The 26,883-nt window shown below is 49.3% G+C and carries 27 protein-coding genes; 18 read left to right on the forward strand and 9 right to left on the reverse strand.

Annotated elements, in window-relative coordinates; all coding sequences use genetic code 11:
- Positions 1 to 101: 101 nt before the first annotated feature.
- Complete coding sequence (locus KJA68_RS01415) at positions 102 to 1,457, forward strand: alkene reductase (protein ID WP_320412093.1); 1,356 nt, start codon at positions 102 to 104, stop codon at positions 1,455 to 1,457.
- A gap of 183 nt (positions 1,458 to 1,640) precedes the next feature.
- Here the strand turns inward: KJA68_RS01415 and metK are convergent, their stop codons facing one another.
- Positions 1,641 to 2,804: a methionine adenosyltransferase gene (metK, locus tag KJA68_RS01420; RefSeq protein ID WP_213035134.1), complete on the reverse strand. Its 1,164-nt coding sequence runs from the start codon at positions 2,802 to 2,804 to the stop codon at positions 1,641 to 1,643.
- 71 nt (positions 2,805 to 2,875) lie between these two features.
- Here metK and KJA68_RS01425 point away from each other — a divergent pair, with 71 nt between their 5' ends.
- From KJA68_RS01425 to ubiD, 3 genes are read left to right on the forward strand one after another with little or no spacing between them, the layout of a single operon-like run.
- Positions 2,876 to 3,760, forward strand: coding sequence for a lysophospholipid acyltransferase family protein (locus KJA68_RS01425; protein ID WP_213035135.1), 885 nt, complete (start codon positions 2,876 to 2,878; stop codon positions 3,758 to 3,760).
- Positions 3,761 to 3,789: 29 nt separating this feature from the next.
- Positions 3,790 to 4,626: a lysophospholipid acyltransferase family protein gene (locus tag KJA68_RS01430; RefSeq protein ID WP_246487023.1), complete on the forward strand. Its 837-nt coding sequence runs from the start codon at positions 3,790 to 3,792 to the stop codon at positions 4,624 to 4,626.
- A complete protein-coding gene (ubiD, locus tag KJA68_RS01435; RefSeq protein WP_213035137.1) occupies positions 4,626 to 6,089 on the forward strand; it encodes a 4-hydroxy-3-polyprenylbenzoate decarboxylase in 1,464 nt (487 codons plus the stop codon). The genes KJA68_RS01430 and ubiD overlap by 1 nt, the downstream gene beginning before the upstream one ends.
- On the opposite strand, the gene KJA68_RS01440 is transcribed toward ubiD, so the two are convergent.
- Positions 6,046 to 7,104 carry a zinc-dependent alcohol dehydrogenase family protein gene (locus KJA68_RS01440; protein ID WP_213035138.1) on the reverse strand — a complete coding sequence of 353 codons (1,059 nt, stop codon included), beginning with the start codon at positions 7,102 to 7,104 and terminating at the stop codon, positions 6,046 to 6,048. The genes ubiD and KJA68_RS01440 overlap by 44 nt on opposite strands.
- Positions 7,105 to 7,280: 176 nt before the next feature.
- Between KJA68_RS01440 and aroC the strand changes: the two genes are divergently transcribed.
- Positions 7,281 to 8,384: a chorismate synthase gene (gene aroC, locus KJA68_RS01445; RefSeq protein ID WP_213035139.1), complete on the forward strand. Its 1,104-nt coding sequence runs from the start codon at positions 7,281 to 7,283 to the stop codon at positions 8,382 to 8,384.
- Between the two features lie 172 nt (positions 8,385 to 8,556).
- Here the strand turns inward: aroC and KJA68_RS01450 are convergent, their stop codons facing one another.
- Both KJA68_RS01450 and KJA68_RS01455 read right to left on the reverse strand, forming a co-directional pair.
- Positions 8,557 to 9,258, reverse strand: a complete 702-nt coding sequence (locus KJA68_RS01450) for a DsbC family protein (RefSeq protein WP_213035140.1) — start codon at positions 9,256 to 9,258, stop codon at positions 8,557 to 8,559.
- 19 nt (positions 9,259 to 9,277) lie between these two features.
- Positions 9,278 to 10,435 (reverse strand): UbiH/UbiF family hydroxylase, encoded by a 1,158-nt coding sequence (locus KJA68_RS01455; protein ID WP_213035141.1) that lies wholly within the window; start codon positions 10,433 to 10,435, stop codon positions 9,278 to 9,280.
- Between the two features lie 89 nt (positions 10,436 to 10,524).
- On the opposite strand from KJA68_RS01455, the gene dusB reads away from it, so the two are divergent.
- From dusB to hemF, 5 genes are all read left to right on the forward strand, one after another.
- The gene (gene dusB, locus KJA68_RS01460; RefSeq protein ID WP_213035142.1) at positions 10,525 to 11,532 is read left to right on the forward strand and encodes a tRNA dihydrouridine synthase DusB; all 1,008 of its coding nucleotides are present in this window, start codon (positions 10,525 to 10,527) and stop codon (positions 11,530 to 11,532) included.
- Entirely contained in the window at positions 11,529 to 11,882 is a 354-nt protein-coding gene (locus KJA68_RS01465) for a helix-turn-helix domain-containing protein (RefSeq protein ID WP_420887619.1), read from the forward strand. The genes dusB and KJA68_RS01465 overlap by 4 nt, the downstream gene beginning before the upstream one ends.
- 2 nt (positions 11,883 to 11,884) lie before the next feature.
- Entirely contained in the window at positions 11,885 to 13,450 is a 1,566-nt protein-coding gene (gene purH / locus KJA68_RS01470) for a bifunctional phosphoribosylaminoimidazolecarboxamide formyltransferase/IMP cyclohydrolase (RefSeq protein WP_213035143.1), read from the forward strand.
- Positions 13,451 to 13,529: 79 nt separating this feature from the next.
- Positions 13,530 to 14,804 carry a phosphoribosylamine--glycine ligase gene (purD, locus tag KJA68_RS01475; RefSeq protein ID WP_213035144.1) on the forward strand — a complete coding sequence of 425 codons (1,275 nt, stop codon included), beginning with the start codon at positions 13,530 to 13,532 and terminating at the stop codon, positions 14,802 to 14,804.
- A 104-nt stretch (positions 14,805 to 14,908) separates the two neighbouring features.
- Positions 14,909 to 15,805, forward strand: coding sequence for an oxygen-dependent coproporphyrinogen oxidase (gene hemF, locus KJA68_RS01480; protein WP_213035145.1), 897 nt, complete (start codon positions 14,909 to 14,911; stop codon positions 15,803 to 15,805).
- A gap of 83 nt (positions 15,806 to 15,888) precedes the next feature.
- Here hemF and prmC read toward each other — a convergent pair whose 3' ends face one another.
- Genes prmC through hemA form a run of 3 tightly spaced genes read right to left on the reverse strand, consistent with a single transcriptional unit; the run spans position 15,889 to position 19,088 of the window.
- Positions 15,889 to 16,746 (reverse strand): peptide chain release factor N(5)-glutamine methyltransferase, encoded by an 858-nt coding sequence (gene prmC / locus KJA68_RS01485; RefSeq protein ID WP_246487015.1) that lies wholly within the window; start codon positions 16,744 to 16,746, stop codon positions 15,889 to 15,891.
- Positions 16,747 to 16,749: 3 nt separating this feature from the next.
- Positions 16,750 to 17,838, reverse strand: a complete 1,089-nt coding sequence (prfA, locus tag KJA68_RS01490; RefSeq protein ID WP_213035146.1) for a peptide chain release factor 1 — start codon at positions 17,836 to 17,838, stop codon at positions 16,750 to 16,752.
- Complete coding sequence (gene hemA / locus KJA68_RS01495) at positions 17,835 to 19,088, reverse strand: glutamyl-tRNA reductase (RefSeq protein ID WP_213035147.1); 1,254 nt, start codon at positions 19,086 to 19,088, stop codon at positions 17,835 to 17,837. The genes prfA and hemA overlap by 4 nt, the downstream gene beginning before the upstream one ends.
- Positions 19,089 to 19,652: 564 nt before the next feature.
- On the opposite strand from hemA, the gene apaG reads away from it, so the two are divergent.
- From apaG to KJA68_RS01525, 6 genes are all read left to right on the forward strand, one after another.
- The gene (gene apaG / locus KJA68_RS01500) at positions 19,653 to 20,036 is read left to right on the forward strand and encodes a Co2+/Mg2+ efflux protein ApaG (protein WP_213035261.1); all 384 of its coding nucleotides are present in this window, start codon (positions 19,653 to 19,655) and stop codon (positions 20,034 to 20,036) included.
- 317 nt (positions 20,037 to 20,353) lie between these two features.
- Positions 20,354 to 21,424, forward strand: coding sequence for a VanZ family protein (locus KJA68_RS01505; RefSeq protein ID WP_213035148.1), 1,071 nt, complete (start codon positions 20,354 to 20,356; stop codon positions 21,422 to 21,424).
- A gap of 46 nt (positions 21,425 to 21,470) precedes the next feature.
- On the forward strand, positions 21,471 to 21,782 hold the full coding sequence (locus tag KJA68_RS01510; protein WP_213035149.1) for a (2Fe-2S) ferredoxin domain-containing protein: 312 nt from the start codon (positions 21,471 to 21,473) through the stop codon (positions 21,780 to 21,782).
- A complete protein-coding gene (locus KJA68_RS01515) occupies positions 21,782 to 22,396 on the forward strand; it encodes an alpha/beta hydrolase (RefSeq protein ID WP_213035150.1) in 615 nt (204 codons plus the stop codon). The genes KJA68_RS01510 and KJA68_RS01515 overlap by 1 nt, the downstream gene beginning before the upstream one ends.
- A gap of 143 nt (positions 22,397 to 22,539) precedes the next feature.
- Positions 22,540 to 22,953: a protoporphyrinogen oxidase HemJ gene (hemJ, locus tag KJA68_RS01520; RefSeq protein WP_213035262.1), complete on the forward strand. Its 414-nt coding sequence runs from the start codon at positions 22,540 to 22,542 to the stop codon at positions 22,951 to 22,953.
- Positions 22,954 to 22,957: 4 nt separating this feature from the next.
- On the forward strand, positions 22,958 to 24,100 hold the full coding sequence (locus tag KJA68_RS01525; protein WP_213035151.1) for a THUMP domain-containing class I SAM-dependent RNA methyltransferase: 1,143 nt from the start codon (positions 22,958 to 22,960) through the stop codon (positions 24,098 to 24,100).
- Positions 24,101 to 24,271: 171 nt separating this feature from the next.
- Here KJA68_RS01525 and KJA68_RS01530 read toward each other — a convergent pair whose 3' ends face one another.
- The gene (locus KJA68_RS01530; protein ID WP_213035152.1) at positions 24,272 to 24,937 is read right to left on the reverse strand and encodes an MOSC domain-containing protein; all 666 of its coding nucleotides are present in this window, start codon (positions 24,935 to 24,937) and stop codon (positions 24,272 to 24,274) included.
- A gap of 374 nt (positions 24,938 to 25,311) precedes the next feature.
- Here KJA68_RS01530 and KJA68_RS01535 point away from each other — a divergent pair, with 374 nt between their 5' ends.
- Together KJA68_RS01535 and KJA68_RS01540 are read left to right on the forward strand one after the other, a co-directional pair.
- Positions 25,312 to 25,506 carry a hypothetical protein gene (locus KJA68_RS01535; protein WP_213035153.1) on the forward strand — a complete coding sequence of 65 codons (195 nt, stop codon included), beginning with the start codon at positions 25,312 to 25,314 and terminating at the stop codon, positions 25,504 to 25,506.
- Positions 25,499 to 25,768, forward strand: a complete 270-nt coding sequence (locus KJA68_RS01540; protein ID WP_213035154.1) for a type II toxin-antitoxin system HicB family antitoxin — start codon at positions 25,499 to 25,501, stop codon at positions 25,766 to 25,768. The genes KJA68_RS01535 and KJA68_RS01540 overlap by 8 nt, the downstream gene beginning before the upstream one ends.
- 183 nt (positions 25,769 to 25,951) lie before the next feature.
- On the opposite strand, the gene xerC is transcribed toward KJA68_RS01540, so the two are convergent.
- Positions 25,952 to 26,881 (reverse strand): tyrosine recombinase XerC, encoded by a 930-nt coding sequence (gene xerC, locus KJA68_RS01545; protein ID WP_213035155.1) that lies wholly within the window; start codon positions 26,879 to 26,881, stop codon positions 25,952 to 25,954.
- Positions 26,882 to 26,883 lie beyond the last annotated feature (2 nt).

Consider the following 26,883-nt stretch of genomic DNA (forward strand, 5'->3'; position numbering starts at 1 on the left):
TCATTGGATAATCTGGCTGTTTATAAATGATCGGGTTGATGAGGCTATAGAACAGGCTATAATGCATCATTATTAATGTACCCTTATTAAGTGATGAACCTATGGTAAACGACGATAAACATTTATCCAGTGACGACAAGCTCACTTCGAGCGCTGATCATCAAGTTTCTGCTTCCGGAAGCACGAGGCCAAAGAAAGAAATCCCCCTGATTCCAATGGATGACTGGGATCTGGATGAAAATCCTCCTCTGATTCCAGCATATACGGATGTTCCAAAAGCTTTAAACGAGAACCCGAATCCAGTTGCGGATCCAAGAAATTACCCTAAGAAAAAGCCGGTACAACGAGAAACCTATCCCTCCGGATGGACAGATATTTCGCATATTCTGCCACCAGAGATCCATCCTTTATACAGGAAAGCGTGGCTCGGTTCGCTACAGCTCAACAACAGAATTGTCATGGCGCCAATGACCCGAAGCCGGGCCGGTTTGGGCAATGTCCCTACCGTTATGAATGCCACATACTATTCCCAGCGCTGTAGTGCCGGCCTGATTATTTCCGAGCCGACCCAGGTCTCTGATCAAGGGATTGGATATCCAGCTACGCCGGGAATATCCTCTGAGGAACAGATCGAAGGATGGAAAATGGTAACGGCCCGTGTTCATCGGTCGGGTGGAAAAATTTTTATGAATCTGTCGCATGCCGGACGGATCTCACATCCATTGTGGCAGCCATTCCAGGGTCTGCCTGTTGCGCCTTCCGCCATTAAACCGGAAGGTGAGGTATTCACTCCCAAGGGAATGATGCCATTTGAAACGCCTCGAGCGTTGGAAACAGCCGAGATACCCAGCATCGTCGAGCAGTACAGGCAAGCTGCTAAGAATGCTGAAGATGCCTGGATGGACGGATTGGAAATTGATGCTGCAAATGGATATCTTCTTGATCAGTTCCTGCGTGACAGTACCAACCAGCGCGCGGATGAATATGGAGGTTCGATCGAGAACCGTTGCCGGTTGTTGTTTGAAGTGATTCAGGCGGTATGCAGTGTGTATCCGGCTCAAAAAGTTGGGGTGCGCTTATCCCCGGTCAATCCGCAAAATGATATTTCCGATTCTACGCCGCAGGAAACTTTTGAATATGTTGTAGAGCAGCTGAATCGCTTTAATCTTGCGTATATACATGTGGTCGAGGAACAGCCTTCCGAGTTTGATTTTAAGCGTTTGCGCAGTTTGTTCAGAGGCCAGTACATGGCAAATGGCGGCTATGATGCGGTTCGTGCCGAAGCTGCGATAGATGAAAAAACTGCGGACTTCGTATCATTTGGTGCGTTGTTCATAGCTAATCCTGATTTACCATTGCGATTACGTGAACGCAGGGACTTTAATGTGCCGGATACGACTACATTTTACGGCGGTGATGCGGCTGGATATATTGATTATTATCCTTTGCCCTATTAGTTCCCTATTAGGAATTCAGCAATCAGCGGGGATGGTGGCTATAAAATGTCCATCCCTTGTTCTTCGGCTATAGAGGTTGCGGGTAGCACATGGCTTGGAAGGGCGCACGTATTTGATTCTAAAAATTATGAGTTAACCAGGATTAAAGATCGGCACATTTTGTGACGATCTTTATATCAAGAGTTACAACCCGGCATCCGCGCGCAGAGCGGATGCCTTATCTGTTGCCTCCCATGTAAATCCGGGTTCTTCGCGACCGAAGTGACCGTAAGCAGAAGTATTGGTATAGATCGGACGCAATAATTCCAGCATTTGTACAATGCCTTTTGGGCGTAGGTCGAAATGCTTATTGACCAGTTCAGCAATTTTTTCGTCGGGAATTTTTCCGGTGCCGTAACTGGTTACCCATGTGCTGGTGGGTAAAGCCAGACCGATCGCATAAGATATCTGGATCAGGCATTTGCTTGCCAGGCCGGCAGCTACAATATTTTTGGCAATATACCGGCCGGCATAAGCCGCAGAGCGATCCACCTTGGACGGGTCTTTTCCGGAAAAGGCCCCCCCTCCATGCGGAGCGGAGCCACCATAAGTATCCACAATGATCTTGCGTCCAGTCAGGCCACAGTCTCCCTGCGGACCGCCGATCACAAATCGGCCCGTGGGATTAACCAGGTATTTGATGTTGCCCCTGATGAGTTCGGCAGGAAGCAGGGGTTTGATGATGTCTTCAATTACGGCTTCACGAATGGTCTCCAGCGATATGTCAGGGGAATGCTGGGTAGACAGCAAGACCGTGTCTATGGAGTGCGGCTTGTCATTTACATAACGAATGGTGACTTGAGCCTTGGCATCCGGACGTAGCCAATTCAGACGTCCATCTCGCCGCAGTTGCGACTGACGCTCAACAATACGGTGCGCCAGATAAATCGGGAGCGGCATGAGCGTGGGCGTCTCATCACATGCATAACCGAACATCAGGCCTTGATCTCCAGCCCCCTGATCCAGATATTCATGGGATGCCCGGTCAACTCCTTGAGCGATATCCGGGCTTTGCTTGTCGTATGCGACCAGCACGGCACATCCTTTGTAGTCTATGCCATATTCGGTATTATCATAGCCGATGCGCCTGATGCAATCGCGAGCCACATGAATGTAGTCTACGTTGGCTTTGGTAGATATTTCACCGGCAAGTACCACGAGCCCAGTGTTGACCAACGTCTCGGCTGCTACTCGCGCATACGGGTCTTGCGCTAGAATAGCGTCCAGAATGGAATCAGAAATTTGATCCGCAACCTTGTCTGGATGACCTTCAGAAACCGATTCGGATGTAAATAGAAATTCACTCATGGATCCCCGCAATTTAGGTTGGTTCATAAAATAAATTATTATAGCAATAACTTTGGTTGCGTTTACTTCCCATGAAATCTGCTCTTGTAATTTGGCTATGCTCCCTTGTAGCGAAATTGCCGCTGAGAGTATTGCATTGTTTAGGTGCTGTACTGGGAAAGTTGACGTATAAGCTTTCCCGTGCCTATGCCAAACGAATGCGCGAAAATTTGGGTAACGCATTAAAAGGGTATTCCGATGCGGAATTTCGCAAGGTCTTGCATGCGGGTATTGCAGAAGCAGGGAGGGGTGCGATTGAGTTGATCTGGATATGGTGTCGCCCCCTGGGTGAAGTGAAAGCCAGCGTCCGGGAGTGCCATGGCTGGGAGCATGTCGAGAATGCTCGTTCGAATGGTAAGGGTATCGTTTTTTTGACCCCACATTTGGGGTGTTTTGATGTATCCGCCATTTATGCCGCTACATTTATGCCAATGATTGTACTGTATCGCCCACCCAGGCTGGCATGGCTGGATCCACTGATGCGCCGTGGCCGCGAGCGAGGTCAGTTGCGACTGGCGCGGACCGATGTCAGTGGGGTACGTTTGCTGTACAAAGCCTTAAAGCGAGGGGAGGCAATAGGTCTTCTACCCGACCAGGTTCCAGGTAATGGTGAGGGGGAATGGGTCGATTTTTTCGGTAGGCCAGCCTACACTATGACGTTAATCGGACGCTTGGTACAATCCAGCGGTGCTGCGGTGCTGTTGGCATCGGTCGAAAGACTGGAAAAAGGTGCGGGGTATATTTTGCGTATCATTCCGTTGAGGTTAGTGGATGGCGCTCCCATAAGCAGGCAGGTCAATGCGGCTCTGGAAGAGCTGGTGCTCTCGAATCCTGCACAATATTTATGGAGCTATAACCGGTACAAGACCCCGCCGGGAGTCAGGCCAGCTATAAATCAAGAAAAAAAATCGCAATGATGGTGCGTTTGGGAATTTTTTTGCTGTGGGTGTTGCATTTTTTGCCCTACCGGCTGCAAGCATGGATCGGTAATGTCTTGGGAATTTTGTTTTATTTGATTTCTAGCAGGCGTCGCCGGGTGGCCAGTATTAATCTGCGCTTATGTTTTCCCGAGATGGGTGAAACAGAGCGAAAGCGGCTGGTACGCCAGAATTTTAGGGCATTTGCACGTAGTATTGTAGAGCGTGGAATTTTATGGTGGTCCAGTCGCGAGCGCATCCAGAAGTTGATTCGTGTTAAAGGTGAGGAGCATTTTCAGAATGCTTTGGGTAGTCCAGTGATTTTTCTGACTGCACATTTTGTTGCGCTGGATGTGCTCGGGTCCTGGCTTATACAGCATGGAGATGGGGTCAGTGTTTATTCCAGGCAAAAAAATGAATATTTGCAGAATCTGTTGATTAAAAAGCGGACGCGTTTCGGCAATACATTAATTTATTCTCGTCAGGCCGGGTTGCGTCCGATCATAAAGGCATTACGTGCAGGCCGGCCATTGTTTTATTTTACTGATCAAGACTGGTCAACCAAGGACAGTATATTTGTTCCATTTTTTGGGGTGCCGGCAGCCACGTTAGCGACCTTGCCCCGGCTGGTGACAATGGCGAATGCGAAAGTGGTGTCGTGTGTCAGCCGCGTATTGCCTGATTACGAGGGGTATGAGGTGTGCTTTTATCCTGCATGGCACAATTTCCCTTCCCATGACCCGATCGCGGATACGCGTCGAATCAATGAATTTATCGAGCAGCGGGTCAGGGAAATGCCGGATCAGTATTTCTGGTTACACAGAAGATTTAAAACCCGGCCTGAGGGCGAAGAAAGCTTTTATTGATGAAATATCGTGACCTGCGAGATTTTATCTCGCAATTGGAAAAATTGGGCGAGTTGAAATATGTGAGCAGACCGGTATCTCCCGATCTGGAGATGACGGAAATCTGCGATCGTGTTTTGCGAACGCATGGTCCAGCCGTTTTGTTCAAGAATCCCGAGGGATACAATATTCCTGTTCTGGCGAATCTCTTTGGCACACCACACCGGGTAGCTCTGGGCATGGGCGAACAAAGCGTAACGGCATTACGGGAAGTAGGGAAGTTGCTGGCTTATCTGAAGGAGCCCGAGCCACCTAAGGGACTGAAGGATGCATGGGACAAATGGCCGGTATTGAAGCAGGTTTTATACATGACGCCCAAGGTGATATCGAATGCTCCCTGCCAGGAGGTTATCTGGGAAGGTAGTGAAGTAGATCTGGGTAGGCTTCCCATACAGACTTGCTGGCCAGGGGATGCCGCACCTTTGATAAGCTGGGGTCTGGTGGTAACTCGCGGACCCAATAAACCGCGTCAGAATCTTGGTATTTATCGCCAGCAGGTGATCGCACCTAATAAAGTGATTATGCGTTGGCTGGCGCATCGTGGAGGAGCGCTGGATTATCAGGAATGGCTTCAAATGTATCCCGGCCAGCCGTTTCCACTCGCAGTGGTGATTGGTGCCGACCCAGCGACTATTCTAGGTGCAGTCACACCCGTACCGGACAGTTTGTCTGAGTACCAATTTGCTGGTTTGCTTCGAGGATCCAAGACGGAACTGGTTCAATGCATTGGGTGTGATTTGCAGGTACCTGCCAGTGCCGAGATTGTGCTGGAAGGAAAGATTCATCCCGGAGAAGTCGCCATCGAGGGCCCCTTTGGTGATCACACTGGTTATTACAATGAACAGGAAACATTTCCGGTGTTCACCATTGATCGCATTACCATGCGCCGCGATCCAATTTATCACTCAACTTATACAGGAAAGCCGCCAGACGAGCCGGCTATATTAGGGGTGGCATTGAACGAAGTTTTCGTTCCTCTGCTGCAAAAGCAGTTTCCCGAGATTTCAGATTTTTATCTTCCGCCAGAAGGTTGTTCCTATCGCCTGGCTATCGTGTCCATGAGAAAACAGTATTCGGGGCACGCCAAGCGCGTGATGTTTGGCATCTGGTCATACCTGCGCCAGTTCATGTATACGAAATTCATAATTGTGGTAGATAATGATATTGATATCCGTAACTGGCAGGAGGTAATCTGGGCGATTACCACCCGGGTGGACCCTTCACGTGATACATTGCTGGTGGATAATACGCCCATCGATTATCTGGATTTTGCCAGCCCTGTGTCCGGTTTGGGCAGCAAAATGGGGCTGGATGCAACCAATAAGTGGCCGGGTGAAACAGCTCGAGACTGGGGCACACCAATCAGTATGGATGAAGTGACTAAAAATCGTGTTGATAGGATGTGGTCGGAGCTTGGACTATAGATACCCACGGCAGTGGGTCTATCATCAGTACAATTTTTCCGGTAACCCCCCCCTGTTCCATTAATCGATGTGCCTGGGCAGCATCCTTTAATGGAAGGGTAGCACTTACCAGCACTCCGAGTTTGCCTGCTTCAATTAGTTTGGCACCTTGCTCCAGAATTTTGCGCTGGCGGATTCGCTCGTCATGCATCTGCATGACTTGTGGAGTAAGCATCAGTTCATAACATAGGGATAAATTGCGCAGACGAGCCAGCTGGATGTCCGCCATGGACAGCGGGGTGGACAGCAGGGTGACGATTTTGCCTCCAATGCGCGTTGCTTTGAGCGATTGCAGGAATACTTCGCCGCCTACAGTGTCCAATACAATGTCCACCCCTTTGCCTGCAGTCCAGGAAAGAATTTCTTGCACGAAGCCCTGGTCGCGATAATGAATAATTTTTTCTGCGCCGAGTCCATGCACGAGGCCAGCCTTCTTGTCATCACTTATGGTCACCGCGATGCGTGCGCCAAGGTGGTGGGCAAGCTGGACAGCGATATGTCCGACCCCTCCGGCAGCTGCATGGATGAGAATGGTTTGTCCGGCTTGCAGGCAAACACGTTCGACCAGAGCTTCCCAGGCAGTGATCAGTACCAGAGGTAAGGCTGCACTTTCTTGCAGGCTAAGGTTGGCTGGCTTAAGTGCACAGTAATCTTCATGGACATTGATATATTCAGCATAGCTACCGGGCTCATCTCCGATTCCTCCGCTACAAAAGTAGATCGTATCACCGATTGAAAAACGTGTTACAGCAGTGCCGATGGATTCGACAGTCCCTGCACCGTCACATCCCAGGATGGCGGGCAGTTTGTCGGGATAATAGGCTGGCTTGGTGCGCAGTTTGGTGTCCAGTGGATTAATTCCTGCAGCTGCCAGCTTGATTCGCATATGGTGTGCTGATGGCAGTTCAGGTTGGGGAACGTCCTGCAGTTGCAACATGTCGGGGGTGCCAGCCGCAGTCATTACAATCGCTTTCATATCAGATGGTCCTCAGTGCTGAATGGTTGAGAGAGTGGGCATTGCAATAAATCCAGGCTGTTGCTGTAAGTTTTCGGCATGGGAAAAAATGGATTGTCAAATCATTGGCATAGTTGAAGCAGCAGTACAGAGGTGTGCTATGTTAAACTTAACTAAAATATTTTGCGAGTTTAGCTATGTCAGGAAATACATTCGGAACCTTATTCTGCGTTACTTCTTTTGGCGAGTCACATGGCCCTGCGATCGGATGCGTGGTGGATGGCTGCCCGCCGGGAATGGAACTGAGCCATGCAGACATCCAGCGGGAGCTGGACCGGCGTAAGCCGGGTACTTCGCGCCATGTCACGCAAAGGCGTGAGTCGGACACAGTAGAAATTTTGTCTGGCATCCATGAAGGGAAGACCACGGGTACTCCGATCGCGTTGCTAATCCGGAATGAGGACCAGCGTAGCAAGGATTATGGCAATATCGCTGACAGTTTTCGCCCAGGTCACGCTGATTATACGTACTGGCATAAATATGGCATTCGCGATCATCGTGGCGGCGGGCGGGCGTCTGCACGTGAAACTGCTGTACGTGTAGCAGCTGGCGCGATTGCAAAAAAATGGCTAAATGAGCGTTATGGAATAATCATCCGGGGATATTTATCGCAGCTGGGCGAAATTGTGGTGCCATTCATGAGCTGGGAGAGCGTGAACAGCAATCCTTTTTTTGTCGCGGATGAGAACTATGTTGAACAGTTGGAAAAATATATGGATACGTTGCGTAAATCCGGAGATTCAATTGGTGCAAAGCTTACGGTCGTTGCTGAACATGTGCCCGTGGGATGGGGGGAGCCTGTATATGACCGGCTGGATGCGGATATTGGCTATGCCATGATGAGCATCAATGCGGTTAAGGGGGTGGAAATTGGCGCAGGCTTTTCTTCGGTTACACAGAAAGGCAGCGAACATGGTGATGAAATGACCCCGCAGGGATTTTTATCAAACCATGCTGGTGGTATTCTTGGTGGTATATCTACCGGGCAGGATGTTGTGGCGCACATTGCCATCAAACCTACTTCCAGTATTCGTCTTCCGCGTAAATCGGTCAATAAGGCGGGTGAGCAAACGATGGTTGCAACTCACGGTCGTCACGACCCCTGCGTAGGAATCCGTGCTACGCCTATTGCCGAGGCTATGCTGGCTTTGGTGCTGATCGATCATGCGTTGCGCCATCGTGCGCAGAATGCAGATGTGGAATGCCCAACGCCCAGAATTCCTGGAAAAATTCAAGGCTGACAAGAGCGTGAAGGGCATTCAGGGGGCAAGCTTTCTGAATGGTTAGGATTCCGAGCGAAGCAGCTGTCCAGGCTCTAGGGAACCGGTAACATTTGACAGGGGCATGGAAGACGCAGCTGTTTTTTTATTCTGTTCCGTTCAATTATGTAAACTATGAAAAGTGCCGGGGTCGTTAAGGATTTGTTGTGCTATTTAATGACTTCTCCAGCATGGCAGCAGGTCTGAATCCGGGAACCTGAACGCCGTCCGCAAAGACCAATACCGGGGTTCCTTTTATTTTTAATTTTTGGCTTAGTTCATGTAATTTGGCTGAAGGCACGTCGCAGGTTCCGGATACAGGCTGAACATTACTCAGCATCAGATTGTCCCATGCCTTGACAGGGTCTTTGCTGCACCAGACGCCCCGCACTTTTTTGTCGGAACCCGGAAAAATGGACAGCATGAATATGTATAAAGTGACGTTGTCCACATTCTTTAATTCACTCTCGAGCTTTTTGCAGAAGCTACAGTTTGGGTCGCTAAAGTAAGCCATTTTTCTCTGCCCGTTCCCTTTCACTTTTTTGATGGCAATGTCGAATGGCAGTGTATTGAAATCGATTGCGAATAATTTACGGGAACGCTCATCCGTAAGGTTGCGCATATTTTTCAAATCGTAAATATTACCATCAATGAGATATTGTGCATTTTCATCGGTATAAAACAGCTGGTCTTGCACAACCACTTCGTACAGGTTAAGAATATTGGCCCTGCTGATTTGCTCAACCTTGCCGAGTTGAGGATAATTTTTTTGCAGCAGGTCTTTGACCTTGGATGCATCGGCATGGGCGTAAGAAAATGAGAAGGAAACAAGTAGTGACAGAAAAAATTTGATCATAATAAACCCGTCAGGTTGGTTAATTGAGTGCGTGAAGTGCCAGCATTTTTTTCAGTGGTGTAATATGGTTTGCAGATGCGAGTCCAAGGTTGCGAATAGATCGCAGTACTGGATTGCCGTTATTGAACAATTTCTTCAACAGGTCAGTAGCATGTAGCATGGAAAAAATATCCTCCTTGCGTGAACGCTCATAACAACGTAACAGGTTAATGTCGCCGCAATCCCGATGTGCCTCCCGTTCCATCAGTATACGTGCCAGTTGGCGTGCGTCGCGGAAACCCAGATTAACCCCCTGTCCGGCCAGAGGATGAATGTTGTGCGCGGCATCGCCTACCAGCGCCAACCGTGATTTTACGATCTGTGGCAGGTATAGGGAACGTAGCGGGAATGCGACCGGCGGGGTAACGAGCTGCATGGTGCCCAAATGGTGATGTGAGGCAGATGTAACTTGTGCGCATAGATCTTCATGGGAGAGATTGAGCAATATTTTTGCTTTTTCAGGGCTTACGGACCACACCATGGAAACACTTTTCTGAGGTAACGGCAGCAGGGCCAAAATTCCGTCCTGCTGGAACCACTGGAAGGCTGTGTTCCGGTGTGTCTTCTCAATCATGAAATTTGCGACTACAGCGTCCTGGTTATAAAGCGTTGGTGGTGCTACGATGCCAGCCTGCTGTCGTACCCAGGAATTGCCCCCGTCTGCGCCAATTACCAGATTCGTCTTGAGTGTGCGGCCGTCTTCAAGTCGAAGGTAAGCAGCATCATCCTGCCAGTCAAGGTGGCTGCAGCGTGCAGGGTGGAACAGGGTTAAATTGTCCTGTTCCTGTAATTCTTGCCAGAGTGTTAGTTGCAGCACTTGATTTTCCAGGATAAAAGCTAATTCTGGTAAACCCAATGGATAGGCGCTGAAATCGAATTCCATGCCCATGTCACCAAATATGCGCATGGTTTCCACCGGTTGGATCCGGCTTTTATCCAGCTGCTGCCAGATATTGCATTGCGAAAGAAAGGCGGCAGTTCCCGGGCTGATAGCATAGATGCGGTTGTCCAGGTCCTTTTTATGGATGCCGGGTGTCTGTGATTCCACCAGCGCCAGGTTTAGTTCACTGGATTTAAGTGACGCTGCCAGACTGGCTCCAACCAGTCCCCCTCCTATGATCAGTACGTCGAAAGTCATCGTTACAATAATTTCATTCCGTGCATTTAGGTGATGATAGCACGGGATGATCGATTAATTTATAATTATCCCTATTTGGAAAATAGCATATGCGCATTGGCCCCTACCATCTGAAAAACAACCTGATCGTTGCTCCTATGGCCGGAGTAACGGATCGTCCATTTCGCATGTTATGCAAAAGCATGGGGGCAGGCATGGCGGTGAGCGAAATGGTTTCATCTAACTCATTGTTGTATGGATCCGAGAAAACCAAGCGGCGCGCAAATCACGAGGGAGAGGTTGATCCAATATCGGTGCAGATTGTAGGCGCTGATCCCAAGATGCTGGCGCTTGCTGCGCAGTATAACGTTGATCAGGGCGCACAGATTATTGATATTAATATGGGTTGCCCGGCAAAGAAGATTTGTAATGTGCTGGCCGGATCAGCACTTTTGCAAAATGAAGCATTGGTCGGTCGCATATTGGAAACGGTTGTGGGTTCGGTGGATGTGCCGGTAACGCTTAAGATACGGACTGGATGGGATAAGCAGCATCGTAATGCGGCGCGTATTGCTCAAATTGCGGAGGCCAGTGGCATTCAGGCGCTTGCCATTCATGGGCGGACCCGTGCGTGTGCGTATAGCGGGGACGCGGAGTACGAAACCATTGCTTCGGTGAAATCTTGCGTGACCATCCCGGTTATTGCAAACGGGGATATCACCACCCCTGAAAAAGCTCGTCACGTACTCCAGAAAACGGGTGCGGATGCAGTGATGATCGGGCGGGCAGCGCAAGGGCGGCCATGGCTGTTTCGTGAGATTGATCATTATATGAAAACCGGTACGCATTTACCCGCGCCACAGGTAGAAGAAGTGCACCGTGTGCTCATCAAGCATGTATACGAGCTTTACATGTTTTATGGGGAATACACGGGGTTACGCGTTGCCCGCAAGCACATCTCTTGGTATACAAAGGGTTTGACCGGTTCAGCGCATTTTCGTCATCAGATGAATCAGTTGGAGAGCAGTACACAGCAACTGGAAGCGGTAAATGATTTTTTTGAGAGCCAATTAAAATGCGGTGAGCGTCTGTGCTATGCCGAGGAGCTGGCAGCATGAAAAAAGAAAGTAATTCAATGCTGGTTGAAAATGACGTTGCACAATATGTGCGCAAGGCGGTAGAGGATTATTTTAATGACCTTGATGGGGAAGATCCTTCGTGTGCGGTTTATGACATGGTGATGAATTGTGTTGAAAAACCTTTGATCGAGGCTGTCCTGAAACATGCATGCGGCAATCAGACGCGTGCAGCGGAACTATTGGGGCTGAACCGTAATACATTACGTAAAAAAATTCAGCAGCATCGTTTTCCGGGTACGGATTTAAAAATGCGGGTTCCTGCCAGAAGCGAGCGAAAAGTCTCGCAGAAGGTTAAATTTGTTAACACCAACGACGAAAAGAACATTTAATTATGGTAGTAGTGAAACAGGTTCTGATCAGTGTATCAGACAAATCCGGCATTCTGGAGTTTGCGACTGGGCTGCACCAGCTTGGGGTGAGTATCTTGTCCACCGGGGGCACGGCAAAAATGCTGACCGAACATGGTGTTCCGGTTACCGAAGTGTCTGAGTACACCGGTTTTCCTGAGATGCTGGATGGGCGCGTAAAGACATTGCAACCCAAAATCCATGCCGGCATCCTGGCGAGAAGGGATTTGCCGGAACATGTGGCTACGCTGGAAAAATACCATATTCCAACAATCGATCTGGTAGTGGTGAACCTGTACCCATTTGGCGCTACAGTTGCCAATCCTGATTGTACGATTGAAAACGCGATCGAGAATATTGATATAGGCGGCCCTACTATGGTGCGCGCTGCGGCAAAAAATTATCGGCATGTGGCGATCGTCACCGATGCGAATGATTATGGCAGCATCTTGACCGAGATGCGCGATAATGGCTGCACGATTTCTGGCGATACCTGCTTCGACCTGGCAAAAAAAGCTTTTTCACATACTGCAGCTTATGACAGCGCGATCAGTAATTATCTGACATCTATGAATACGGATGGGACGCGCAGCCAATATCCGGCACAGATTAATTTCAATTTCATTAAGGTGCAGGACATGCGCTACGGGGAGAATCCGCATCAAAATGCAGCTTTTTTCCGCGATTTGAATGCCGTTCCTGGCGGTATTGCCAGCTATACTCAGCTGCAAGGTAAGGAGTTGTCCTACAACAATATCGGGGATGCAGATACAGCCTGGGAATGCGTGAAGACGTTCGATCGTCCGGCCTGTGTGATCGTCAAGCATGCGAATCCTTGCGGGGTTGCGATTGCCGAGGAACCGCTCAGTGCCTACAAGCTGGCCTATGCAACCGACCCCACCTCAGCGTTTGGTGGAATCATTGCCTTTAATTGCGAGCTGGATGCCAATACGGCAGCTGCCATTACTTCCAATCAGTTTGTTGAGGTGATTGTTGCCCCTTCCGTGTCTGAAGATGCACGGCAAATTGTGGCTGCTAAACAGAATGTGCGGTTGCTTACCGTGCCATTGTTCAAATCCCATAATCAATATGATTTGAAACGGGTGAATGGTGGTTTGCTGGTGCAGTCGCCGGATATTCTGGATATACAGGCCGAGCAGTTGCGTGTGGTTACCAAGGCACAGCCAAGCGCCGGGCAATTGCAAGACCTGCTGTTCGCTTGGCGTGTGGCAAAGTATGTAAAATCAAATGCAATCGTGTTTTGTAAAGATGGGCGTACCTTGGGCGTGGGTGCAGGGCAGATGAGCAGGGTGGATAGCACTCGTATTGCCACAATCAAGGCACATAATGCGGCTTGTAACCTAGCTGACTCAGTTGTTGCATCCGATGCTTTTTTTCCGTTTCGTGACGGTTTAGATGTATTGAACGAAGCCGGTGCGAGAGCGGTAATTCAGCCGGGTGGCAGCGTTCGAGATGATGAGGTAATTGCGGCTGCGGATGAACACGGGCTGGTGATGGTATTTACGGGCTGCCGTCATTTCAGGCATTAAAATCTATGCAACAGTAACTTAAACCTCTTCTGTCCGTTTTGGGGGTTTTGTATCTGTCGCCTCCGATTAGGGATTGGGTATGAAAATTCTGGTTGTTGGGAGTGGCGGTCGGGAACATGCACTTGCATGGCGTCTTGCACAAACTGCTAATGTGCAGAAGGTTTACGTTGCTCCGGGGAATGCGGGTACGGCTCTTGAAAATAAAGTTGAAAATATTGCCCTCTCAGCCATTCCGGATCTCATTGCATTTGTTCAACATGAAAAAATTCGTCTGACTGTAGTGGGTCCGGAAGCGCCATTGGCGGATGGAATAGTGGATGCGTTCCGTGAAGCCGGACTGAAAATTTTTGGCCCTAGTAAAGCAGCGGCACAATTGGAAAGCTCCAAGGATTTCGCCAAGTGCTTCATGACACGCCATCAAATTCCCACTGCAGGTTACGAAACTTTCAGTAGCGTGGCAGATGCATGCGCTTACGTGAAAAAAACCGGGGCACCCATTGTAATCAAGGCGGATGGCCTGGCTGCGGGGAAGGGCGTGGTAGTGGCAAAAACCGTGCAGGAGGCATATCAAGCCATTACCATGATGTTGTCCGGGAATAAACTGGGGGATGTCGGTGCACGGGTAGTAATCGAAGAGTTCCTGGAAGGAGAAGAAGCAAGTTTTATTGTGATGGTCGATGGCAGGCATGTGTTGCCATTGGCAACCAGCCAAGATCACAAGCGCCTGCTGGACGGAGATCAAGGTCCTAATACCGGCGGCATGGGTGCGTATTCTCCTGCGCCGGCAGTAACCCCAGAGTTGCATGCACGCGTGCTGCGCGAAATCATCGCGCCTGTAGTGCAGGGTATGGAAAAGGAGGGAACCTCTTATACAGGCTTCCTGTACGCCGGATTGATGATAGACGCGCAGGGAAATGTCAGGGTGCTAGAATTTAATTGCCGCATGGGAGATCCCGAAACCCAGCCGATTATGATGCGGTTGAAGAGTGACTTGTTTGTCCTTCTGGAGCATGCGATCAATGGAACCCTGGACAGGGTGGAAGCCGAATGGGATAGCCGTGCAGCACTAGGGGTGGTAATGGCTGCAGCCAATTATCCGGATGCTCCTCGAAAAGGCGATGTGATTGCCGGCTTGCCAAACGCGATGGATGATGTGCATGTTTTTCATGCCGGCACAAGTATGCAGGATGGAAAGATCGTCACGAATGGTGGGCGTGTGCTGTGCGTTACTGCACTGGGCGACGATGTGAATACTGCGCAGCGTCGTGCCTATGAGGTTGCACGGGGGATCCGTTTCGAGGGCTGCCAGATGCGATCGGATATAGGAATCCGCGCCATCTTGCGTAACGGGTAATGGTGCTGCTAAATTTTCATTTTTAGAATCAGGTTAGTAAGGACAGATGCATGAATGCCGTCATGGGCCATGCATAAATTAATACGGAACCAATCGGAGGAAGCATGGATAGTGCCGCAGTCAAAAAATACTTGTTTGAATTACAGGATATGATTGTGACCCGTTTGGAAGAAGTTGACGGCAAGAAATTTCGGCGTGACAGCTGGGATCGCCCGGAAGGCGGGGGGGGGCGAAGCTGTATTCTGGAAGATGGAAATGTGTTGGAACGGGGTGGAGTTGCTTTTTCCCATGTCACGGGAGACAGAATGCCTCCGTCTGCTACCGCTCATCGTCCGGAACTTGCGGGGAGAAAATGGGAAGCTCTCGGAGTCTCATTGGTGTTGCACCCGCGCAACCCGTATGCACCTACTGTGCATATGAATGTGCGCATGTTCATGGCGAAAAATGATCAGGGTGAAATTGCATTTTGGTTTGGTGGCGGGATGGATTTGACCCCGTATTATGGGTTTGAGGAAGATGCAGTACACTTTCATCAGACTTGCCGGAATGCCTTGGCGCCTTTCGGTGATTCTTTTTTCCCGAAATACAAAAAATGGTGTGACGAATATTTTTTTCTAAAACATCGTAACGAACCACGTGGTATAGGCGGTATTTTTTTTGATGATTTGAATCAGCCGGATTTCCCTACTGCATTTGCACTTCAACAGAGCGTGGGCAATCATTTTCTGTCCGCTTATGTGCCGATCCTCGAACGGCGGAAAGATACGTCATATGGTGAACGAGAGCGTGATTTTCAACTTTATCGAAGAGGACGATACGTAGAATTCAATCTGGTGATTGACCGGGGCACAATTTTTGGCTTGCAAAGCAACGGGCGTATCGAATCCATCCTGCTATCCATGCCGCCGCTAGTAAAGTGGCGTTATGATTGGCATCCTGAAAAAGGTTCGCCCGAGGCGGAGCTGTATGAAAAATTCCTGGTGCCAAGGGATTGGATCTAGTAATGTGAATTGTTGGGTTGCAATTGGTTAATTTTGCACCGTCAGGAATTGTATAGTGGAAATTCCGTGATGGAATGGTATGACTAAAGGAAACATCCGCCACTGACACGCTCTATTCCTGCTAGGTCAACAGCTGAAAATACGTGGCTGAAACCGGTTTTCTGGAGCAGCTCGCGAACCTGCGCTGACTGGTTGTAGCCATGTTCAAGCAGTAACCACCCCTCTGATTCAAGATGACACGGCGCTTGGGCTGTAATATGGCGGATGTCACGAAGACCATCGCTCCCGGAAACCAGTGCAGAAATGGGTTCAAAGGAAATATCGCCCTGCAAAAGGTGCGGGTCGCCTGCCGCAATGTAGGGAGGATTGGAGACAATAACGCTGAATTTTTGCCTCCTGATTTCGCTAAACCAGTCACTGGGTATGAATGCAGCATTTGCGATGGATAGCCGTTTTTTATTTGTCTCGGCAACTGAGAGTGCGGCAGTGGAAATGTCGCAGCCTAATATTTGTGCATCCGGGCATGAATTAGCGATCGCGAGAGCAATTGCGCCACTGCCTGTCCCCAGATCCAGTATTCGGTGTGTCTCTTGGCGCGGAGAGATACGCTGCAAGGCCGTTTCGACCAGTAATTCCGTTTCGGGGCGTGGGATCAGGGTGGCATGATTTACTTCAAATATCAAACCAAAAAATTCGCGTTCACCTAGCAGGTATGCAACCGGCTCTCCATGAATGCGCCTAAGCAACAAATCACGATAACGGCTCTGTTCATATTCATTCGGGCTGTATTCGGGGTGAGCCAGCAACCAGGCACGTGTAACGCTCAGTACATGCTGCAGTAAACACTGTATCTCAATTCGTGCGCTGCCCGGAATTAATCCCTGCGCCTTGCGTAGAAGCGCTGCATCCTGAAGCAGGATTTCCTGAATAGTGTTCTGCAAGGTTCAGCTACTGCTTTCGTTCGCCAGCGCTGCCAGCTGTTCTGCCTGATATTCTGCCATTAATGCGTTGCACATTTCACTGATATCGCCATCCATGATTTGGTCCATTTTGTACAGGGTAAGGTTGATTCGATGGTCAGTGACACGACCTTGTGGAAAATTGTAGGTACGGATGCGCTCCGACCGGTCTCCGCTGCCTACCAGAGATTTGCGTTCGGCAGCCTGTTTGGCGTGAGCACTACGTTCTTCCTGGTCCTTAATACGAGCGGCAAGGACGGCGAGCGCCTGAGCTTTGTTTTTATGTTGCGAGCGCCCATCCTGGCATTCCACTACGGTGCCGGTAGGCAGGTGCGTTATGCGCACGGCCGAATCCGTTTTATTGATGTGCTGGCCGCCTGCGCCGGAAGCCCGGAAGGTGTCAATGCGTAAATCAGCAGGGTTCAATACAATGTCGCTGACTTCATCAGCTTCCGGCAGGACTGCCACGGTACAAGCCGAAGTGTGAATTCTACCTTGCGTTTCGGTGGTCGGCACGCGCTGTACCCTGTGCGCGCCAGACTCAAACTTGAGTATTGAATAGGCACCCTGGCCGACAATGCGTGCAATGATTTCTTTGTAGCCACCTTTTTCGCCGCAGCTTTCAGAAATGATTTCAACCTGCCAGTGATTGCGCTCGGCGAACCGGGCATACATGCGGAACAGGTCTCCGGAAAATAATGCCGCCTCATCTCCCCCGGTACCTGCGCGGATTTCCAGGAAGACATTGCGATCGTCATTCGGGTCTTTGGGCAACAGTTTTTTCTGCAAATCTGTTTCAATCTGTTCAAGCCGTTCACGACCCTGTTTGACTTCACCGATGGCGAATTCTCGCATTTCCGGGTCATTGGCCATTTCCAGTGCTGTCGCGATATCTTCAGTGCAGGCTTGATGGGCATGGTATAGATCCACCACCGGTTCAAGTTCAGCCCGCTCACGATTGAGTTTACGGTAGTTCTCCAGATCGCTAGTAACATTTTCACTGCTGAGGAGATGACTTACTTCATCCAGTCGTTCGCTCAACTGGTTAAGTTTGGTAACTATACTTGGTTTCATTCAGGGGGATGCATGTGAAAAATACGGTGTACCATTTCAAGAAGTGCTCCACGCTCCTCGGCTTGTGCCTGATTCAATGTATGGGTTGGCGCGTGTAAAAATTTGTTGGTGAGGGAGCTGCTCATAAATTCAAGCACCTTTTCTGGTTTTTCCCCCCTCGCCAAAAGCCGTAAGGCTTTTTCCATTTCGTGCCGGCGCTGGCGTTCGGTATGATCGCGCAATGCACGGATCGTAGGTACTACTTCCCGCGATTCCATCCAGTGGATGAAGTCAACGACACCGGAGTTGATAATCACTTCAGCTTCCTTGACTGCGCCTTGGCGCATGTCCATGCCATCTCGCACAACTTCGGACAGATCATCGACAGTGTACAGGAAGACGTCATCCAGTTCCGAGACTTCTGCCTCGACATCGCGTGGAACCGCGAGATCGACAATAAACAGAGGACGGTGTTTGCGCACCTTGAGTGTGCGTTCGACCATGCCTTTTCCAAGAATGGGTAAAGGGCTGGCGGTGCTGGTTACAATAATGTCGTGCTGCGCCAGTTGTTCGGGCAATTCACCTAGGGTGATGGCATGTCCGTTGACACGCCGTGCCAAAATCTGGGCGCGTTCCAGGGTGCGATTCGCTACGGTGATGCTGGCTGGTGATTTGGCTGCGAAATGGACTGCATTGAGTTCGATCATTTCGCCTGCGCCGATGAACAACACGTTCTGGCTGGCAATACTGGGAAAAATCCGTTCTGCCAATTTTACTGCTGCTGCTGCCATGGAAATTAAATTTGAGCCAATTTCGGTTTGGGTTCTTACGTCCTTGGCTACTGAAAAGGTGCGCTGGAACAGTTTGTGCAGCAGAAATCCCAGCGTACCAGCCTGCTCGGCATAACGTACAGCCTGTTTCATTTGGCCCAGTATTTGTGGCTCGCCCAGTACCATTGAGTCTAGTCCGCTGGCAACCCGAAACGCATGTTTTACCGCTTGTTCTTGCGGCAGGGTATAAACATAGGGTTCAATTTCATGCGGCTGCAATTCGTGATAATTGGCCAGCCAGTTAACGATCTGTGCAGGTTTGTGCGTGCTGCAGTACACTTCTGTCCGGTTGCAGGTTGAAAGGATGGTTGCTTCTTTGGCGGCGCCATGCCCGACAAGGTCACGTAGCGCGGGTTCCATAGCATCAACATTGAACGCAATCTGCTCACGCACGGAAAGCGGTGCGGTCTGATGGTTAATGCCGAGGGCGAATAATTGCATAGTCCAAGAAAGACCAAAATTAATCAGGAGTGTAATTATAGTTGCTAGGCATCATCAATGCCAGTTAGCTAAAATGTAAGTAAAATATTGAGCGGATGAAGCAATCATAATAGGGATAATCCTAATTAGAGTTGCATTTTTCATATTGATTCCATCCTACCTTCAGACTGGAAGGAAATTGCCTGCAAGTTGAGCGTCCCGTTATCCAAATTCTGGAAAATTCTCTTGAATCTGCTCTGAAATGATGGCCGAACACAGGCATCGTTGTCCTGCAACCGGCTTGCGTATTCGTTAGTATTTGTCTTAGTAGCTTCAGTTTTTTGCATATGCTCCCACCAGCGTGCAGCGGGTTCGCTTGGGCCATTCATGTCCTTGCATCTGTTTCATGCAAAATGAATGCAGAACTGCATGAAATCCTGGCTGCCCGGCTGATTTACATTGAGGCTTGAGCCCTGCGCCAGCGAGATATTGGATATAAAAAGCTGGAGTGACCATTCATATTGTTTTTGAAATTTGATTTTATTCAGCCTTGTCATGCTGAATAAAATGATGTGTAATACCATGATGGAAAAGAATGAACATTACCCAATCAAAATTGCCGTTGAGGTAAATTATTTACCCGAGCAATCTGACGAATCTGACAATCGATTCGTTTTCGCCTATACCATAACCATAACGAATGAAAGCAATGTTACTGTCAAGCTGGTCAGTCGCCATTGGATCATTACCGATGCCAACCAGTATGTGCAGGAAGTTCGTGGGCAGGGAGTGGTAGGAGAACAGCCTGTTCTTCATCCAGGCCAGAGTTTCGAATATACCAGTGGGACTGTCCTTGCGACACAGGTAGGTACGATGTCTGGAAGCTATCAGATGGTAGCAGAGGATGGCACCAAATTTGACGCTCCCATTCCTCAGTTTGTGCTCAGTGTCCCACGTGTGCTGCATTGAAGCAACTTTGATCAAGTTCGCCTGTTCGTTTGATTTCCTTTCTTAAGATTTTTTCCTTGAACAGAGTGCCCTTTCTTGTCGGGATTATCCAGAAGCATGTGCCATGGATCGCTTTCCCATGTGATGACTGATTGCGCGTGAGCGTGCAGCTTCTGTATTGATTGCAAGTACGAATGACAGAACTGAAAAAATATTACCTGTGAATTGTCAAAATGCCTGTCAGTCTTCATGGTGGCAGGGACCGGACTGTTATGATCGGTAAATAGACAGGTTTCTCGAAAAACTGAGTAAAATAACTGGGTAAATATGATGCGGCGATGAAAGAAATCATGCTTGCTTCTTCTCGCATACATTTGCGAACTTATCTTGCGGCAGGTTATGCGGCGTTTATAATTTATGCCAGTCTTTCGCCTTTTTCAGGCTGGCAGGAGCAGGGGCTGGAGTTTTTATCCGTGTTGTCCTTGCCATTATGGTCGCAATATACCTGGTTTGATGCGGTTGCCAATCTGCTCGTCTATTTTCCTTTTGGATTTTTTCTGGGGCTGACATTACGGATACGCTGTGGCATGGGTTGGAGCATATTGCTTGCAACTATGGGGGGCGCGATACTGTCATTCATGATGGAATACGCGCAAATGTATCTGCCAGCGCGGATCAGTTCCAATCTTGATCTGCTCACCAATATTTGCGGTACACTGGCAGGTGCGCTGCTTGCGGCCAGCATTGCGCCACGCATGTGGTTTGTCGTGTATCTGGCGTATTGGCGTACACGCTTGTTCCATAATGGAAAAGGGGTAGATTTTGGCGTGGCGCTGGTGGCGCTGTGGATGTTTGCCCAAATCAACCCCTCGCTGCCCATCCTGGGCAATGTATTTATAAGCGAAGTGGTGCGTGCCCCATTTGTCGTGGTTCAGCCTGAACCCTTCAACTGGATGGAAAGTCTGGCTGTATTGCTTAACATGCTGATGCTGGGGATGTTGTTGCTGACGTTGCTGCGAATTCGCCGCCACGCTGCAGGCATGCTGCTATTGGTAATGTTTCTGGTGATTGTGGCTAAATTTACTGCTGCAGCCATTCTGCTTAAGTCATGGGCATTGCTTCTATGGTTGAATGGTGAGGCAATGTTGGGCATTCTTTCCGGGTTATTGTTGCTGGTCGTAGCAAGCCGGTGTTCCCGGATGCAGCTCCTGAAGTGTGCGGCAGCGGTTACTTTTGGATACTGGGTGCTGGCTCACTGGATTCTGGATAGCGGAGAGCCAGCTGCTGCGATGCGTTTGTATCAATGGAAGTACGGTCACCTGCTTAATTACAATGGCCTGTCGCATACTGTCATTTTAATATTTCCGTTTCTCATGCTTTGCTATTTATGGCGTGCCAAGAGCATTTAGGGATGGGATGGATTGTAGATTCTGTTTAATTTCTGTGAGGTTTGGAATGGGTTATTATCAAAAGCATGTTTTTTTCTGCACGAACCAGCGCGAAGAAGGCGCGGACTGCTGTAATAATTTTCATGCTCGATGGATGCGTGATTATGTCAAGGATAAGGTTGCCATGCTTGGGTTGTCCAATGATGCCAATCGCATTCGCATCAACTCGGCCGGTTGCATGAATCGTTGTGATGATGGGCCGGTACTGGTGGTTTACCCGGAGGGAGTGTGGTACACGTATACCGATGAGAAGGATCTGGACGAAATCATCGTGGAACATCTGCAGCATGGGCGTGTGGTAGAACGCTTGAAGATTTAATGTCACAAATAGAAAAGAAAAGGATATCCGGCCCGGTCGGCGAACTTGAAATTGCAATGCACTTGCTGGACGCTTCTCCCCGTGCCATTGCAGTGATCGCCCATCCTTTGCCCACCATGGGCGGGACGATGGAAAACAAGATAGTAACCATGCTTGCCAAGTGTTTTATTGGGCTGGGATTTGCGGCATTGCGTTTTAATTTTCGTGGGGTAGGCGCCAGTAGTGGAGAGTTTGATCATGGCAATGGAGAAGTAGAAGATGCGATTGCCGTAACGCGATATGCATTGAGGGAATATGGTGAACTGCCGTTGATTCTGTCGGGTTTTTCCTTTGGGGGTCATATACAGGCGCGAGTGGCACAGCAGTTGCCACCACGCCAGCTGGTGCTGATAGCCCCAGCAGTCACACGATATGCAACGCCGCCCGTTCCATCCAATTCGTTGCTAGTGCATGGCGAACTGGATGAGATCATTCCCCTGCAGGATGTATTACGGTGGGCCCGTCCTCAACGTCTGCCGATGGTGGTAATACCCGGAGCGGAACATTTTTTTCACGGCCGGCTGCATCAGTTAAGGGAGGTTGTGCGCCACAACTTTTTAGGGCAGGTTCTGTAACCGGAATGGATGATGGATCGCATCTGCAAGAGATACTTGTGGCTAAGCCGTATTGGCTCCATGGAACAAGGCGATGGACAGTATCCAGCTTCCGGGAGGCCGGTGGAAAAATTTTGTTCCCTCTCCAACTGGAGAAATAAATGATGTTATGGATCAAATCACTGCATGTGATTTTCATGGTTACCTGGTTTGCGGGTTTGTTTTATTTGCCGCGTTTATTTGTCTATCATGCCATGAGCCAGGACAATATCAGTATTGAACGGTTTAAAATAATGGAACGTAAATTGTTCTATGGCATTATGACGCCGGGAGGGGTGCTGACGGTCATCTTCGGATTATGGATGTGGCTTGGTTATGGCATCACCGGCGGGTGGATGCATATCAAATTTGCTCTGGTCGTGGCTTTGATCGCCTATCACATTTATTGCGGTAAGCTGTTGAATAATTTCAAAAATGACAGGAATACGCGGAGCCATGTATTCTACCGCTGGTTTAATGAGTTTCCGGTGCTGCTCATGATAGCCATTATCATGCTTGTTATTGTCAAACCGGTATAAATAAATGTCGGAAAAATTTTTTTCGCCCTGTCCGCGCGGTCTGGAAACTTTACTCGCCAGCGAACTCGATTCCCTTGGCGCAGAAAATGTGCGCGCCATTGATGGAGGGGTACATTTCACGGGGTCTTTTTTGCTCAGCTATCGCATCAATTTGCACAGCCGGATTGCCAGTAGAGTGCTGTGGCAAGTGGCAATGGCAAATTATCGCAACGAGCAGAACATCTTTGATCTGGTGTATTCCTTGCCGTGGAACGACTGGTTTGATGTGTCCTGCACGATTCGTGTGAAAACAACAGCAATTAAAAGTCCTTTGAAAAGTCTGGATTTTGTTACCCTGAGAATTAAGGATGCGGTATGCGATAAATTCCGGGCGCTGGTCGGGAAACGACCCAGCGTGGATACCCGTTCTCCGGATATCCGTATTCATGCCTTCCTGGAATCTGGCTGCATAACGCTGTATATCGATACCTCTGGAGAGGCTCTGTTTAAGCGGGGAGTACGCCAGTATACCAATGTGGCGCCCCTGCGCGAAAATCTGGCGGCAGGCATTTTGCTGCTGGCGGGGTGGCGGCCCGGCATCCCCTTGCTTGATCCCATGTGCGGCAGTGGGACTTTTTTGATAGAGGCTGTGCTGATGTCATTGAATATTGCCCCCGGCATGAATCGCAGTTTTGCATTCGAAAAACTCAGGGGTTTTGATGGAGAGGCATGGGGTGACTTGCGCAGTAGTGCGCATATGGAACAAAAACCGGTTGGCCCGTTGCCAATTTTTGGCAGTGATTTATATGGCGATGAACTGAAAACTGCGCAACACAATCTTGAAAACCTGGGGTTGCTGACAGCGGTATCGCTTAAGCAGGCCAATGTGCTTGAGATTTCCGCTCCCGCTTCCAATGGCGTGCTGATCGCAAATTTGCCGTATGGCGAACGGATGGGAGATTTGACAGAACTACAAGAATTCTATCCGAAGCTGGGTGATGTGCTGAAGAAAAAATTTGGAGGTTGGACTGCCTATCTGTTTACTTCCGATTTACGCATGCCGAAGTTTATCCGTCTGTCTGTCACGCGCAGAATAGTGCTGTTTAACGGTGCGATAGAATGCCGTTTATTTGAATATAAGCTGGTGACGGGGAGCAATCGTTCCTGAAGAAACCGGCCGGTTTCCGGATCGCCGATGGCGTGGCTGTGGCGTGAAAGCCATAGCGTACAAGTATATTCCAGGCTGCTGCTGATGGGTAGCATCGAACCCAGCTATTCCTGTTGCGGAAGGACATGCTATGCAATAATTTTGCATACGGTTTGTATTGATTAGCCGCTGTTATAGCGGCCGGGAGAGGGTTTCCTTCCAGCTGGCCGAGAGAGCAGGGCATTGGGCCAAAGCATGTCTGGTATCCTGATTTTTTTTATCGCTGAACATGATATGGTTCGCGATTGCAATGGTCCATTCAGGATAAGGGCGTTCTATCAAAATGAATTCTGCCCCGGCTTGAACGTTTCCTTCCCGTAAAACCCGGAAATACCAGCCTGTCTTGCCGGTGTTCACGACCCGAAGAGCTAAATCCCGGATTCCCCAGCGGTGGGACAGCTTCCAGCAAGGTCGGCGAGGTTGAGAAATTTGGAGTAAAGCATCGCCGATCGCGAAAATATCGCCGATACAGGCATGGGTTTCAGTGATTCCGGATACTGTAAAGTTTTCGCCAAATGCCCCATTGGGCAATTCATCCAGGTTCAGGTCCGTGAGCCAAAATGCGTAATGCTCAAAAGGATAAGCATTAATTGCCTTGTCTCGCCCGCCGTGAACCCGAAGGTCGGCCTGGCCATCTCCGGTCAGGTTGGTTGTACCGGCCCAGACCGGGCCGGACACATTTTTCTTGAAAAATCCGGTTGTCCATTCATGATTCACTGGATCCGCGATATCAGGAGTAACCCGTGTTTCGGGCAGGCCGGTTTGTATTGAAAGAATCTGGATCCTTGTATGGTTCATGATAATTTTTTTGCAAGAAATGAATTTTGTCGTCCTAAATGTGGCACAGGATGTTTGGTGAATCCGGCTTGCCGAAACAGGAATGCAATGTGTTTGCGGGACGAAAGCGGGTATGGGCAAGGAGCAGGCACACTAAATAATGATTGGATATTCTTTGCCATATGTCAATGCTTGCGGCCCTGGTTTGGTCCTGGTTTAAAGATAAATGAACCTGGGTGGGCAGATCCGCACTGGAAATTGAACCGAGGAAATCTTCCTTAATTCGAAAAGGTAAACGGTGTGTGACAGGCTAACTAATTCAATAACCATTCTATTTGCCATTCAGCGGGTTGAGTCAATTTGACCGGGGTGGTAAATTCTGTTAAATTGAGCCTATGAAAAATGATGAATTTAAGCAATGGCTTGACCAGCAGGGCGCAACGTTCCAGCCAGGTCAGGGAACCCATTTGAAAGTATATTGCAATGGCCGGCAGTCAGTATTGCCGATGAATGGCGGCGGCCTGAAAGATCAGGCTGTGGAATGTATAAAAAAGCAGCTTGGGTTGAATCTGGAGGCTGGCGATGTTTGAATATCCGGTAGAACTGATCCCTGCCAGGGAAGGTGGTTTTGTCGTGACTTTTCCGGATGTTCCGGAGGTGATTACCCAAGGGGATGACCGGGATGAAGCATTGCAGAATGCCGCTGATGCCCTGGAAACCGGGCTGGAGTTTTATGTCGAGGAGGGGCGGCAGTTGCCATTGCCATCCGCGGCTTCTGGACGGCCTACGGTTTCGCCGGATGCCATTGTAATGGCAAAAATGATTTCAAGATGGCTGGCAAAGAAGAAATAATCAGAATATGATTGATACAATCAAAATCGATATTTTCTTCGGGTTTTTGGAAACAAAATCAAGCATTCCTCTATGATCTCCGATAGGGCGGCATTTTCAGCCCCCCTTATCCTGCCACCGTTTTTCTTTCTGTTTCATGCCGGTGTTTTCCGGTAGTCCCTGCATGACGACCATTCTGCTGGATCAGGAAATATTTTCGATTTTCTTCTTGGCGCGCGGATGGGCCTGGTCGTAAATTTTGCTGAGGTACTGGAAATCAAGGTGGGTGTATATCTGGGTTGTAGAAATGCTGGCATGCCCCAGCATTTCTTGTACTGCCCGTAGATCTCCGCTGGATTGGAGTACATGTGAGGCAAATGAATGCCTCAGCCGGTGAGGATGAACATTGCTGGTGATGCCTTGTTTGATTCCCCATGCCTTCATGCGCAGCTGAACTGCACGCGGACTTAAACGTCCCCCATTGCGGTTGATAAATAATGCAGCCTCATTGGGTTTTGCCAGTTGTTCCCGTGCTGCAAGCCAGGTTTGCAGTGCGCATATTGCATAACTGCCGAGCGGAACGATACGTGTTTTGGAGCCTTTTCCGGTAACGCGTACGGTTGAATCAGAAAAATCGAGTGACCCTGGATCCAGACTCGTCAATTCCGCTAGGCGTAGGCCTGAAGAATAACAAAGTTCATACATCGCCTTGTCGCGCACTGCCAGCAGGTCGCCGGCAGTGGGCAATTCCATCATGCGCACAGCTTCATCCGGGGATAGCGCATGAGGTAAGTTTCGAGGGGATTTGGGTGGACGGATATCGATGCACGGATTGTCCTTGAATTGAAAATTGCGCATCAGATAAGAATAGAAGCTGCGCCAGGCCGACAACATGCGCGCCAGGCTTTTTCCCCCGATCCCTTTGCTGTGCAATTGTGCGACGAAGCGACGAAGCTGAAGCGTGTTGAGTTCATCAAGGGGAGTAATATCAGCCAGTGTGAACAGTCGGCTGATATCCCGGGAATAATTTTCCGCTGTGAGGGTGGAGCAGCCTCTCTCGTTGCGAAGATAACCGAGATATCCGAGTAGTGCATTCCGGTTGAATGGTGTGGTTTGGGCAGGTTTTTTTGACATGA

It is taken from the genome of Candidatus Nitrotoga fabula (genome assembly GCF_905221025.1).
Lineage (GTDB): Bacteria > Pseudomonadota > Gammaproteobacteria > Burkholderiales > Gallionellaceae > Nitrotoga > Nitrotoga fabula.